Genomic DNA, 12,452 nt, shown 5'->3' with positions numbered 1-12,452 from the left:
TAAAGATAAGAATATCACCAAACCGTGAAGATTTGATGATATTAACATAAATTTAATTTTATTTTGCCATGGCTTCGTCCTTAGGTTCTTCTTTATAATCACCATTAGGACATTGAACGATTAAGCCTTTTTTGGTCTTTTTCTCAATTAAAAAGTGACCATCATTAGGGCACACTCTATTAATCGGCTTATCCCAAGAGACAAAGTCACATTCTGGATAACGGGAACAACCATAAAATTTCCGATTCCGTTTAGACTTCTTTTCAACGACATCCCCCTTGCCACATTTAGGACAAGTAACGCCAACCTTTTTAACAATTGCCTTAGTATTTCTACAATCGGGAAAACGTGAACAGGCATAGAATTTGCCATAACGGCCCATTTTAATCACCATTGGCGCGCCACAGATATCACAATTGAATCCTGCGGGCTCGTCTTTAATTTGGACTTTTTTAATATCAGCATCTGCCCGATCTAGTTCTTTTTTAAATGGATGATAATAATCATCAATTACTTTAACCCAATTTTTCTTACCTGCTTCCACACTATCAAGATCATTTTCTAGTTGGGCAGTAAAGTCAACACTAACAATATCTGGGAAGAACTTTTCGATTAAATCATCAACTATTTCTCCTAATTCCGTAGGAACAATTGCCTTGCCTTCGAGCTTAACATAGTATCGACGCTGGATAGTATCAATAGTTGGTGCATAAGTTGATGGTCGGCCAACCCCATTTTCTTCCAACGAGCGAACTAAGCTAGCCTCAGTATAACGGGCTGGTGGTAAAGTGAAATGTTGCTTATTATCTGACTTTGCTAACTTAACTAAATCACCTTCAGTTAAATCAGGCAGCTCGACATTTTTTTCTTGCTGATTATCATAGACCTTAGTAAATCCAGGAAACTTCATCTGTGAACCAGTTGTTCTAAAGATAACTCCATTTTGTTGAATATCTGCTCTAACAGTATCATAAACAGCTGGGGTCATTTCACTAGCTAAAAAACGTGACCAAATCAACTTATAAAGCCGATACTGTTCAGTAGTCAATACAGACTTAAGAGACTCAGGAGTTCGATAAACACTAGTAGGTCTGATAGCTTCATGGGCATCTTGAGCGTCTTGCTTATTTTTAAAGTGTCTCTGCCCCTTAGCAGCGTATTCCTGACCATATTTCTCATTTAAAAACTTGGATGCTTCCGCCTGTGCAACAGGCGAAGTCCGTTTAGAGTCAGTTCTCATATAGGTAATAAGTCCGACAGTTCCTTGTTTACCTAAACTAATTCCTTCATATAGCTGTTGAGCAATGCTCATTGTCCTACGAGTCCGATAGTTCAACCGTTTATTTGCTTCTTGTTGCAAAGTCGAGGTAGTAAAAGGTGCTGCTGGTTGCCGGCGGCGCTCACTTTTAACTACTTGGTTAACCTCAAAATCTTGATCTTTAGCTATTTTGGCTAATACAGCTTGGACAGCATCATTGTTAGGTAGTTCTTGCTTCTTGCCATCAACTCCCCAAAACTGTGACTTGAATTGTTTACGACCTTTTTTAAATTCCGCTTCTATCGTCCAATACTCTTGAGGTTTAAAGTCTTTAATTTCTTTTTCGCGATCAATAACCAGCTTTAAAGCAACCGATTGTACCCGACCAGCACTTAGGCCTTTTTTAACTTTATCCCACAAAATAGGTGATAAAGAATAACCAACAATTCTATCTAAAATTCGGCGTGCTTGTTGGGCATCAACCGTATCCATATCGATTGCTCGGGGATGTTTAAAGCTATTCTTAACTGCATCTTTAGTAACTTCATTGAAAGTCACTCTATTTTTAGCAGTATCATCAAGATTCAAAGCATGAGCAACATGCCAAGCAATGGCTTCACCTTCACGATCGGGGTCAGAAGCCAAATAAACTTCTTTAGCCTTTTTCGCTTCAGCTTTTAATTCTTTGATCGTATCACCTTTACCTCGGATTGAAATATATTTCGGTTGATAATTGTTATCAAAATCTATTCCCATTTGCGATTTAGGTAAATCACGAATGTGACCCTTTGAAGCAATTACTCGATAATTACGACCTAAATATTTTTCAATTGTCTTGGCTTTAGCAGGTGACTCAACAATCACCAAAATTTTTTTATTCTTTTTTGGCTTTGATTTTGTAGGCATCAAAAGCCTCCTCATTAAATACTATTTTAAAAACACTAGATTGAGAATAGAATATTTTACAGCCACTTGTCAAATCTTTCTACAATTGTATTCCAAAATCAGTGATTGGCGTGGCGCCCACCTCGATCAACTTGTTAGGTCCAACTGACAATTCACTAGTGATAGGACCAGGAACAGCATAAACATCGCGATTTTCCTGTAAAGCTAGATTGGCAGTAATTAATGAACCTGACTTAGCTTTAGCTTCAGTAACAATTACGCCCTTAGCCAATCCTGCCAGAATCCGATTACGTTCTGGAAAACGAAATGGACGGGGTGGTGTATCAGGCAGATATTCACTTAAGATTAATCCTTCATGAGCAATTCGTTTTTGAACTCTTTGATTTTCCTGAGGATAGAAGTGATTAAGCCCATTACCAACAACCGCAATTGTCTGACCATGACTTTTAAGTGTTGCCTGATGTGCCATTACATCAACCCCTTTTGCTAGACCACTAGCAATTACAATATTTTGCTTAACTAATTGTGGAATTAAACTATCTAAAACCGATTGGCTATAGTTAGTTGCTAACCTAGCTCCGACAACAGTAAAAGTTTCAGCTTTTAACAAAGCCACATTTCCTTGTGCAAATAAGATTAAAGGCGGCTGATAAATCTGACGTAATTTTTCGGGATAGCTATCATCAAAAAAACTGATTACCTGACATTGCTGCTTAATTCGCTTAATTGTGTCATCTGCCTTTAAATCTCGATATGCGCTAATTGCTGCCGCTTTTAAACTGCTAGGCAAATCCATCTTCTCAATCATTGGAACATTGACTTCATCTTCGCCTAATTGACTGGCGATTTGTAACATCTTAACATAGCCAATGCCCTTTTGTAATTTTAAACGCAAAAGGAAATTTGTTGTTTTCATAAAAAAACCTCCTATTTACAATTACGTAAAAAGAAGGGATTCGATTTTAATCTTCAATAAAAAAATCACTTACAGGGGCAAAAGTTTTGCGGTGAATTGGAGTAGGTCCATACTTTTTAAGCGCAGCCAAATGTTTACTAGTACCATACCCTGCATTATGGTCAAAATCATATTCAGGATAAATTTTGGCATAATCCGCCATTAACTTATCGCGGAAAACCTTCGCTACGATCGACGCTGCAGCAATCGAGTTTGACTTTGCATCACCCTTAATGAGTTCGACTTGAGGTATAGCAACTGGAACATTCATTGCATCAACTAACAAGGCATCAGGTTGACGATCAAGATTAGTAACTGCTTGTGCCATAGCTAATCTGTCTGCTTCATAAATATTAACTTCATCAATTACCTGGGCACTTTTTACTCCGATAGCAACGCTCACTGCTGTTTGTAAGATTTTAGGATAAAGCTCCAGGCGCTTGCTAGCACTTAATTTTTTGGAATCATTAACTTCAATTAAATCAAAATCAGCGTCAATTACCACTGCCGCAGTCACCACTGGGCCAGCCAAGGGACCACGACCAACTTCGTCTACACCAGCAACTACTTGGCCTTTGGTCCAAAAAGTTTTTTCATACCGAAACCTACTTAAAAAAGCGGCCTTTTTTTGTTGCAATTTTTCTTGGCGACGATAGTAACTCACTAGTAACTTTTGAACACCGCTTCTTGGATCATCAGCTAATGTTTGTAACTCAGTCTTACTAACCTGCTCAGTCATTAACAACTGCTTAATTTCATTGATAGTCATAGGCGGTCAAGGGTGATTCTACCTGCTTTGCCCTTACGCAGTCTTTGAAGTAAATATAGAGAAAAACGCTCATAATCATCGCGCATTCCATACATTTCTGTCATTGCTAAAAGCAAGTCAGTATCATTGATATTTTTAACTACTTCAGTGGATGAACGAGCAAACTTAACTAAATCGTTAAAATAGTACTTTCGCAAAAGTTGAACTAGGAACAGTGCCACATCATCTGCATGAAAAATACTATCTTTAATTGCTCCAAAAATAGCTAATTTGTACCCAACATCTTGATCGTCAAATTTTGGCCAAAGAATCCCGGGAGTATCTAAGATCTGAATATTAGTATTAGTCTTCAACCATGATTGGCCTTTAGTTACACCTGGTTTATTACCAACAGCTGCTACATTATGTCCAACCAAACGATTGATAATAGTTGATTTACCACAATTCGGTACACCAACCAAAGCAATTCTAATTACTGGATTCGACGCACCACGAGCTTCTAACTTTTGAACTTTTTTAGCAGCTAGCTTTTTTATCATGTGTACAATTGCCTGTACATTAGTATTATGCAGAGAATCCACTGCCATAACCAGTTTGTCCTTACCAGCTAATTTTTTCTGCCATTTTTTGGTCATAATCGGATCGGCCAAATCAGCTTTATTTAAAATAATCAAATGCGGCTTGTCTGCGACTAATTGTTCAATCATTGGATTTCTAGACGATTGCGGAATACGAGCATCCAGCACCTCAACTAACACATCAATTAACCCAAGTTTTTCCTCGAGCTGATTGCGCGCTTTATTCATATGTCCTGGATACCACTGAATTGTTGCCATTTTTTTGCCTTCTTTAACACTAAAAAAGCCCTAAAAAGAGCTACTCCTAATATGCCATTTTATCTTGATAATTTTGATAAGCTCGGTCAAAAATACTCATACTGGATAAGTAACCAGCATTTAACTCTAAATAATTGGACAGCTTATCATAATCTTGTTCCTGCTTAGGAAAAGTCTGATCATTTTGGGCATTATTTGCAAATTGTGCAATTTCATCATTAGAATCCGCATCCCGTTGTGTCATCAAAAACCGATAAAAACTTTCTCGATAAGCCAAATTTATTTACTCCGTATAATATAAAATTGCATAGGCACCCATACCAGCATGTGTAGCAATAATTGGACTCGTTTCGCGCAATAAAACATCAATATTTTGATTGATTTCTCTAATCTTTTGTGCGAATTTTTTTAGTTCTTCAGGAGCACCACCATCCGCTACATAGGAAATACCTACTTCTTTGATTTTTTCTTTATTTGCGGCAATATCTGCTAAAATTCGATTATTGAAATTTAACGAAAACTTCTTGCCTCGTCCTTTTTTAGCCACTTTAAGCTGTCCATCGGGCATTTGCAATTCAATTCTAATATTTAGCATCCCAGCAACTTTACCAGCAAGTGGGCCCAACCTACCACCTTTGACTATGTTTTCTAAATTAACAATCATCATCTGTAAACGTTGGGTTTTCTGCATCTTTTGTAGATGTGTCAAAATTTGAGCTACAGATTTGCCAGCAGCAGCATCCTTTGCCGCAGCTAAAACTTGGAATCCTTCCATTCGATCCGTTAATTGTGAATCAACTAAATGTACCAATTCCTTTTTCTCACAAAGAGCTACTGCTTGCTTAGCAGCGTCAATTGTTCCACTTAAAGCTTTAGCTAAAAAGATTCCAATCACCTGACTACCATCAGCAGTAAGCTCATTAATTGTATCAACTAATCGCCCAATCGATGGCTGACTAGTTTTCGGTAGCTCATTAGCAGTTTTCATCTTCTGAACAAATTCCTGCCTAGTAATTTCAACTCCATCTAAATAGGTCTCATTATCAATCGTCACCGATAAAGGCACCACTGTAATATTAAATTTTTTTATTTCCTCCGGTGTCAACTGCACGGAAGAATCGGTCATGATTTTTATCATCTCTGACAACGTGTTCGCCCTCAATTCTAAATTGCAATAACTTTATGCTAAAATATAAATTATATAGGTCATTATAGCAAAAAAAACTTAAAAATAAGAAATTGATTGGATCTTTTAGGATGAATTTACGGAAAATTTGGCAAGAACCACAAACTCAGTCAAAACACTACTACCTGCTAGACAACATTTTTAGTGCAATTACTCATGGCATTGGTTGCCTTTTAGCAATCGCTGGCTTAATCATATTAATCATTAAAGCCGCAGCAAGTGGCAGTATCCTTCGGATAGTAACCTTTACCATTTATGGAGTATGTTTGGTCTTACTGTATCTCTTCTCGACACTATTTCACAGTCTAATTTTTACTAGAGCACGCAATGTTTTCCAAATTTTTGACCATTCATCAATTTTTTTATTAATTGCTGGTACTTATACTCCGTACTCTTTAGTTGCCATCGGCAGAATTTGGGGTCAAGTATTATTCTGCTTGATCTGGTTACTTACGATTTTTGGAATTATTTATTATATCTTTAATCGCGGTAAACACACCATTTTAGATACTATTTTGTATATCGCAATGGGTTGGTTAATTATCCTTTCAGGGCCTTATCTTTACGTTCGCCTTGGCTTAGTTGGCTTTTGGCTATTAGTTAGTGGCGGAATTGCCTACACTTTTGGCGCTATCTTATATACCATGAGAGGAATTCCCTACATTCACGTCATCTGGCATCTATTCGTTATGCTAGGTTCAAGCTTAATGTATTTCTCAATTTTATTCTTTGTTTAATTCAGTTAACCAGCTAAATATTCTTTTACAGCTTCTTCACTATTTTCTAGTTTTCCAGCAACTACCATTTTTTTGATCTCAGTTAATAGTTGTCCTAATCTAGGTCCCGGCTCGATTCCTGTTTTAATTAAAAAACGGCCATCAACAGCTAGTTCAGCTGAAGTTTTGATTGGTAAAGCTAAATAGCGATCGACTAGAATCTCAGAATTAATTGGTTGTCCGAGAATACGTGCTACGTCGATAGTGCTAAATAAAATGTCCTGACCTGCTTCAAATAATTCAAAATCAGTTGGTGGCCGTTGCGAAATTATATCAAATAACGCTACAATTTGTTCGACCATAGCTGTCATGGCATTAGAATTTTTCCAAGCACGCATAAACTGCTTAATTTGGTCATCCTGCAACTTAAGCAAAATAATTATTATTGCCCAAAAGCTCTGTTCATTGCTAGGATTAAATTCCAAACTTGAATAAATTTTCAATAACTCTTTGTGTCCAGCAAATCCAGGCACTTCTTCGCTTAGATTTGTATCTAAAAAAATTCGAAAGGCTTCTGCAGAAGACTTACCTGTCCCCAACTTAACAAATTCATCCCGAATACGCTCAATCGAAATTTGACTTAAAAGTTGATGATGATCAGCAATCGCCTGCTCAGTCTGTGGTTCAAGTTGAAACTTCAGTTGACTCATAAACCGCACTGCTCGCATCATCCGCAATGCATCTTCATTAAATCTTTGTTCAGGATTACCAACTGCTTTAATCAGACACTTATGCAAATCACCCAAGCCATCAAATAAATCAATAACTTCGCCATGTCTATTCATTGCTAAAGCATTAATGGTAAAATCACGTCGCTTAAGATCTTCACTTAGATTTTGCACAAAAGTAACATGATCAGGTCGTCGATAATCTTGATAACCTGATTCTGTCCTAAAAGTGGTTATTTCATAGCTTTGCCCATGATATAAAACAGTTACTGTGCCATGTTTGATACCAGTATCAATTGATCTAGAAAAAAGCTCCTTGACCTCTTCAGGATAAGCACTGGTAGCAATATCAATGTCATGGATCTGACGTTTTAAAAGTAAGTCACGCACAGATCCGCCGACAAAATAGGCTTCGAACCCAGCTTGTTCCAGTTTTTCTAGTACCGGTACTGCTACCGTAAAAATTTCTGGTAAATTATCTATTTTCATCATTTAATTAATCAACCCATTGATTATATTTATTTTTAATTAAGTAGCTTTATGGTTTTGTAGCAAAATTTTTGCTTACAACTTAACTTCATTAATGATTATATCGCTTTTAAAGACAGAACTCGACAATTTCTTAATAGGAATTTAGAACTTAAACCGTTAATCTGTTGTATAAATCCTGCATTTCTGTATCAGTAGGAGCAAGCTTTAAGTAACTTTCTAGCAATTGAATAGTGACCTCCGTTGAATTTGCTTCAGTTACAAAAAATTCAATCATTTGTCGTAAAAAAGTCGCATTTTGTTTAAATTCAGGATAAGCAAGCAAGAACTCACTTTTGGCCTGATCACTATTATCCAGCCGCTCATAGGATAAAGCCATATTCCAATGAATTTGTGGTTCTAGATCATCCTCAGCCATTTTAGCAAATAATTTGAGGTTTTCTTCATCACGTCGCTGATGTAAATATAAATTTGATAATTGCAACAGTAGGTCATCATTTTCTGGAGCGACTTTTAAGCCACGCTTCAGTAAATCTTCTGCTGTTGCCAGATCATCAAGTTTAGTGGCTGCTCTGGCTCCTTGTGAATACAAAATCGGATCATATTCATTATAAGTCAAGCCAGTTTGCGCTGTTTGTAAAACTTGCTGATAGTCATTTAAGTGTTCGTAAGCTGTAGCCAACAATTGATAGGCATTCACATAATCTGGACTTTGCCCAATTACATCTTTTAAGTATGAAATTGCTTGCTCATCTTTTTTAAGTACTAGCATAACTAAGGCCGCCTGATATTTGCTGTCAATATCAATAATATCGCCACTATGCTTTTCAATTACATCAGCTGCTGCTTCATAATTGCCAAGCTTAGCTAAGGTTTGAAACAATCGATTATTCAAATTTACTTCACTAAAAGTTTCTTGCCGCTCTAGTAGATCCTGATATCGGATTAGAGCTTGCTCATAATTGCCACTCAGATAGTCTAGCTCGGCTAAGCCAAATTTTATTGTATCTTCTTCAGGTGCAATCTTTAATGCCTTCATGAGCTTATTACGAGCCGTTTCGAGCAAGCCATTAGTTTGATAGTAATCAGCCTGCACTAACAAGCTCTCTAAGTATGCATCAGAATCTTCTGGTACATCATAAAGCAGAGTAAGACCATCATCCTCTTGGCCATCATTTAATAAAATTTCAGCTAAATATACTTTAAATAAGTCTTCTCGGGGAAATTTAGCAATCAAGCTTCGATAAATCTCTTTAGATAAATCAGTCAAACCTAAACCCGTCAAGTTTTCAGCTAACGAAGCTAAAACTTCTGGTTCATCATTGTCCAATGCCTTCTTAAGTAGGACCTTTTCTTGTGAAAAATCTTGTTTCTCAATTGTTGATAGTAATTGTTCTGAATAACTCATCGTTAGTTTCTCCATTTATATTTTTAGATTAAAACTAAAAAAACGACAGCACCAGCCATCGTTTCTCTAGTAAAAAAACTATTAAATTATTTAACAGCTTCTTTCAAAGCCTTGCCCGGTTTAAATGCGGGAACGACACTAGCTGGGATTTCAATTTCATCACCAGTTTGTGGGTTACGACCTTTACGAGCTGCACGTTGCCGTACTTCAAAAGTTCCAAAACCAATTAATTGGACTTTTTCACCTTTAGCCAAATCATCTTGAATTGAACTAAAAATAGCGTCAACAGCAGTAGCAGCATCTTTCTTAGTTAATTTAGTTTTTGAAGCTACTTCAGAAACTAATTCTGCCTTATTTGCCATCTGGAAATTCACCTCCCAAAATTTAAACTCCAACTTGAAGTTTAACAGCTTTCTCCTCCAATGACGAGGAATGAAGAATAATGATTTTTATTCACCAGTCTTCCTTCACTCAAAATAGCACAAAAGCCTTGTCACAACAAGTTATTTTATCAAAAAATGTGTTTTTTAGCATTTCAATGGCCGAAGTTATTTTCGTTTACGGGCAATTATCTTAATTGGAGTACCCCTAAAGTCAAAATTTTCTCTTAATTGATTAATTAAAAATCGGCGATACGAAAAGTGCATCAATTCGGGATCATTAACGAACACCACAAAAGTTGGTGGATTAGTAGCCACTTGAGTCATATAATACACCCTTAGCCGTTTGCCCTTGACCATTGGAGTTGGGACTAGCTTACTAGCTTCTAGCAATAAATCGTTTAAAACACTAGATTGAATGCGTTGATTTTGATTATGATATACCTGCTTTACAACTTGCGGAATCTGCTCTAAATTTTGTCCAGTTTTAGCAGAAACAAAGATTATTGAAGCATAATCCAAATATTGAAACTCTTGACGAATAGTCTGTTCAAAGTCTTTACCACTATTACTGTTTTTCTTAGGTAGATCCCATTTATTAACAATGATTACCATTCCGCGACCAGCATCATGAGCATACCCTGCTACATGCTTGTCTTGCTCGCGAATTCCACTACTGGCGTCTAAGACTAGACAAACCACGTCTGAGTGCTCAATGGCTCCCATTGCGCGCATTACAGAATACTTCTCAGTCTTTTCATAAACTTTACCGCGGCGTCTAATTCCTGCAGTATCAACAATGCGATACTTAGTACCGTCTGCACCGACAAAAGGTGTATCGACAGCATCACGTGTTGTTCCTTCTTCATCGTTAACAATCACTCGCTTTTCACCGACCAAACGATTAACGATCGAAGATTTACCAACATTAGGGCGACCGATAATACTAAATGAAATCTGCTCGTCATTCTTTTTGGCCAAATCTTTAGGAAGTTCACTAACGACGCGATCAAGTAAATCACCAATCCCTGTCCCATGACTACTGGAAATTGGTACGGGATCTCCTAAACCTAAACTGTAAAAATCATAGATATCAGCACGTTGCTCTGGATTGTCAGCCTTGTTAACTGCCAAGATAACTGGCTTATCAGTTTGATATAACAGATGGGCAATACGTTCATCTAAATCAGTTAAATGATTAGCTACACTGGTTATCATAATAATCACATCAGCTTCATCGATTGCAATTTCTGCTTGCGCACGAATCTCATCTTCAATTCGACCGTTTTCCCAAGTAATACCACCTGTATCAATTAAATCAAACTTGTGCCCCATCCATTCTGCTTGCGCATAGTTACGATCACGGGTAACTCCTGGCTTGTCTTCAACAATAGCTAAGCGCTCATTAATAATCCGGTTGAAAAGAGTTGATTTACCAACATTAGGTTGTCCAACAATCGCAACTACTGGTAAAACCATATTTTTCAGCCTCCTCTAATAAAAATAAAAAAGTCGGCTTCACAAAAGTCGACTTTTTTATCTAAGTTTAACGACGATCTTTTAGTTGATCACCAATCAGATCACCCAAAGCAAAGCCATTATCATCATTATTCATGTATTTCTTGTTAACAGAACTTCTGTTGTAAGAACCGTGTGAATGTGAGCCCTCATTATCAGAGCCTTTAGAATCAGCAGCCTTCATTGAAAGTGAGATCCGACGTTCGTTTGGATCAATGTTCAAAACCTTAACCTTAACAGTTTGGCCGATTTCTAAAACATCACTAGGCTTGTCAACATGCTTATATGAAATTTCAGAAACATGAACTAAGCCTTGAATACCATCGGCAACTTCGACAAAGGCACCAAAGTTAGTTAGTGACTTAACTTCACCCTCGAAAATGTCACCTTCATGTAATTCAGCCGTTGCTTGTTCAAACGGAGAAGGTTCAGTTTGCTTAATTGAAAGGGAGATACGATGTCTGTCATCATCAATACCAATAACTTTAACTTTAACATCTTGACCAGCTTTTAAGACATCACTAGGCTTATCAACATGCTTATATGAAATTTCGGAAATGTGGACTAAACCATCTACACCACCAACGTCAACAAATGCACCGAAGTTAGTCAAACGAGAAACTTTACCTTCAACGACATCACCAACAACTAGTTGTGATGCAACATTATCAAAGGCTTCTTCACGTTCTTCTTCAATTAAATCCTTATGAGAAAGAATTAACCGATTCTTGCTTGGATCGATTTCAGTAATCTTAAGTTTCATTGTTTTACCAATGTATGGCTTAAGATCTGAAACGTAACGGTTAGAAATCAATGAAGCTGGTAAAAATCCTCTAGTACCAACATCAACTAATAAACCACCACGAACTGATGAAGTTACAGTACCTTCAATAGCATTTCCTGCTTCAAAGTCCTTTTGTAACTCATCGTAAGCTTCTCTTTCTTTCAAGCGGGTAACTGAAAAGAAGAATTCACCATTTTCCTTGTCACCACCAGCTTTTCTCAAAACTAAAGCTTTGAATTTATCTCCTGGCTTAACAAGTTCACGTAAATCGGCATTGCGATCTGAAGTGTATTCACGACGAGGAACGACACCTTCAACACCGGCGTTTTCTACCCCAACATCGATCTGACCATCTTCAACGTCTAATACTTCGACATCGACAATATCTCCGACCTCAACTCCTTGCATTTGCTTCAATGCATCTAAAAATTGATTACTGTTTTCTGACATTATTTACCTCCCAATATCATAAATCTAATTCTAAATGAAACTGAGATATTTTTCTACTGTTTTAACCCT

Annotated in this window: 12 protein-coding genes; 1 reads left to right on the top strand and 11 read right to left on the bottom strand. The window is 37.1% G+C overall.

Annotated features, from left to right (window positions below; translation table 11 throughout):
• Window positions 1-58: 58 nt before the first annotated feature.
• The 6 genes from topA to OZX59_RS01695 form a co-directional block, all read right to left on the bottom strand.
• The gene (topA, locus tag OZX59_RS01720; protein ID WP_277126420.1) at window positions 59-2,164 is read right to left on the bottom strand and encodes a type I DNA topoisomerase; all 2,106 of its coding nucleotides are present in this window, start codon (window positions 2,162-2,164) and stop codon (window positions 59-61) included.
• A gap of 79 nt (window positions 2,165-2,243) precedes the next feature.
• Window positions 2,244-3,080, bottom strand: coding sequence for a DNA-processing protein DprA (dprA, locus tag OZX59_RS01715; RefSeq protein ID WP_277126419.1), 837 nt, complete (start codon window positions 3,078-3,080; stop codon window positions 2,244-2,246).
• A gap of 46 nt (window positions 3,081-3,126) precedes the next feature.
• Complete coding sequence (locus OZX59_RS01710; protein ID WP_277126418.1) at window positions 3,127-3,888, bottom strand: ribonuclease HII; 762 nt, start codon at window positions 3,886-3,888, stop codon at window positions 3,127-3,129.
• The gene (gene ylqF, locus OZX59_RS01705) at window positions 3,885-4,724 is read right to left on the bottom strand and encodes a ribosome biogenesis GTPase YlqF (RefSeq protein WP_277126417.1); all 840 of its coding nucleotides are present in this window, start codon (window positions 4,722-4,724) and stop codon (window positions 3,885-3,887) included. Before ylqF ends, OZX59_RS01710 begins: the two co-directional genes overlap by 4 nt.
• A 46-nt stretch (window positions 4,725-4,770) precedes the next feature.
• Window positions 4,771-5,001, bottom strand: coding sequence for a YozE family protein (locus OZX59_RS01700; protein WP_277126416.1), 231 nt, complete (start codon window positions 4,999-5,001; stop codon window positions 4,771-4,773).
• Between the two features lie 6 nt (window positions 5,002-5,007).
• Window positions 5,008-5,862 (bottom strand): DegV family protein, encoded by an 855-nt coding sequence (locus OZX59_RS01695; RefSeq protein ID WP_277126972.1) that lies wholly within the window; start codon window positions 5,860-5,862, stop codon window positions 5,008-5,010.
• Between the two features lie 119 nt (window positions 5,863-5,981).
• Between OZX59_RS01695 and OZX59_RS01690 the strand changes: the two genes are divergently transcribed.
• Window positions 5,982-6,647: a hemolysin III family protein gene (locus OZX59_RS01690; protein ID WP_277126415.1), complete on the top strand. Its 666-nt coding sequence runs from the start codon at window positions 5,982-5,984 to the stop codon at window positions 6,645-6,647.
• A 5-nt stretch (window positions 6,648-6,652) separates the two neighbouring features.
• On the opposite strand, the gene OZX59_RS01685 is transcribed toward OZX59_RS01690, so the two are convergent.
• From OZX59_RS01685 to rpsA, 5 genes are all read right to left on the bottom strand, one after another.
• On the bottom strand, window positions 6,653-7,846 hold the full coding sequence (locus OZX59_RS01685) for a CCA tRNA nucleotidyltransferase (protein WP_277126414.1): 1,194 nt from the start codon (window positions 7,844-7,846) through the stop codon (window positions 6,653-6,655).
• 148 nt (window positions 7,847-7,994) lie between these two features.
• Entirely contained in the window at window positions 7,995-9,251 is a 1,257-nt protein-coding gene (locus OZX59_RS01680) for a tetratricopeptide repeat protein (protein ID WP_277126413.1), read from the bottom strand.
• An 86-nt stretch (window positions 9,252-9,337) separates the two neighbouring features.
• Entirely contained in the window at window positions 9,338-9,613 is a 276-nt protein-coding gene (locus OZX59_RS01675) for an HU family DNA-binding protein (protein ID WP_277126412.1), read from the bottom strand.
• A gap of 186 nt (window positions 9,614-9,799) precedes the next feature.
• Window positions 9,800-11,110 (bottom strand): ribosome biogenesis GTPase Der, encoded by a 1,311-nt coding sequence (gene der / locus OZX59_RS01670; protein ID WP_277126411.1) that lies wholly within the window; start codon window positions 11,108-11,110, stop codon window positions 9,800-9,802.
• Between the two features lie 67 nt (window positions 11,111-11,177).
• Window positions 11,178-12,383 carry a 30S ribosomal protein S1 gene (gene rpsA, locus OZX59_RS01665; RefSeq protein WP_277126410.1) on the bottom strand — a complete coding sequence of 402 codons (1,206 nt, stop codon included), beginning with the start codon at window positions 12,381-12,383 and terminating at the stop codon, window positions 11,178-11,180.
• Window positions 12,384-12,452 lie beyond the last annotated feature (69 nt).

The sequence above is a fragment of the Lactobacillus sp. ESL0681 genome, assembly GCF_029392835.1.
Taxonomy (GTDB): domain Bacteria; phylum Bacillota; class Bacilli; order Lactobacillales; family Lactobacillaceae; genus Lactobacillus.
The sequence above is the reverse complement of the archived record's forward strand: the minus strand, read 5'-3'. Positions and strand labels throughout refer to the sequence as shown.

Bases quoted from the DNA above. Each gene is read 5' to 3' on its own strand.
- topA (WP_277126420.1), bottom strand. From the start codon at position 2,164: ATGCCTACAAAATCAAAGCCAAAAAAGAATAAAAAAATTTTGGTGATT.
- dprA (WP_277126419.1), bottom strand. From the start codon at position 3,080: ATGAAAACAACAAATTTCCTTTTGCGTTTAAAATTACAAAAGGGCATT.
- OZX59_RS01710 (WP_277126418.1), bottom strand. From the start codon at position 3,888: ATGACTATCAATGAAATTAAGCAGTTGTTAATGACTGAGCAGGTTAGT.
- ylqF (WP_277126417.1), bottom strand. From the start codon at position 4,724: ATGGCAACAATTCAGTGGTATCCAGGACATATGAATAAAGCGCGCAAT.
- OZX59_RS01695 (WP_277126972.1), bottom strand. From the start codon at position 5,862: ATGATAAAAATCATGACCGATTCTTCCGTGCAGTTGACACCGGAGGAA.
- OZX59_RS01690 (WP_277126415.1), top strand. From the start codon at position 5,982: ATGAATTTACGGAAAATTTGGCAAGAACCACAAACTCAGTCAAAACAC.
- OZX59_RS01685 (WP_277126414.1), bottom strand. From the start codon at position 7,846: ATGATGAAAATAGATAATTTACCAGAAATTTTTACGGTAGCAGTACCG.
- OZX59_RS01680 (WP_277126413.1), bottom strand. From the start codon at position 9,251: ATGAGTTATTCAGAACAATTACTATCAACAATTGAGAAACAAGATTTT.
- OZX59_RS01675 (WP_277126412.1), bottom strand. From the start codon at position 9,613: ATGGCAAATAAGGCAGAATTAGTTTCTGAAGTAGCTTCAAAAACTAAA.
- der (WP_277126411.1), bottom strand. From the start codon at position 11,110: ATGGTTTTACCAGTAGTTGCGATTGTTGGACAACCTAATGTTGGTAAA.
- rpsA (WP_277126410.1), bottom strand. From the start codon at position 12,383: ATGTCAGAAAACAGTAATCAATTTTTAGATGCATTGAAGCAAATGCAA.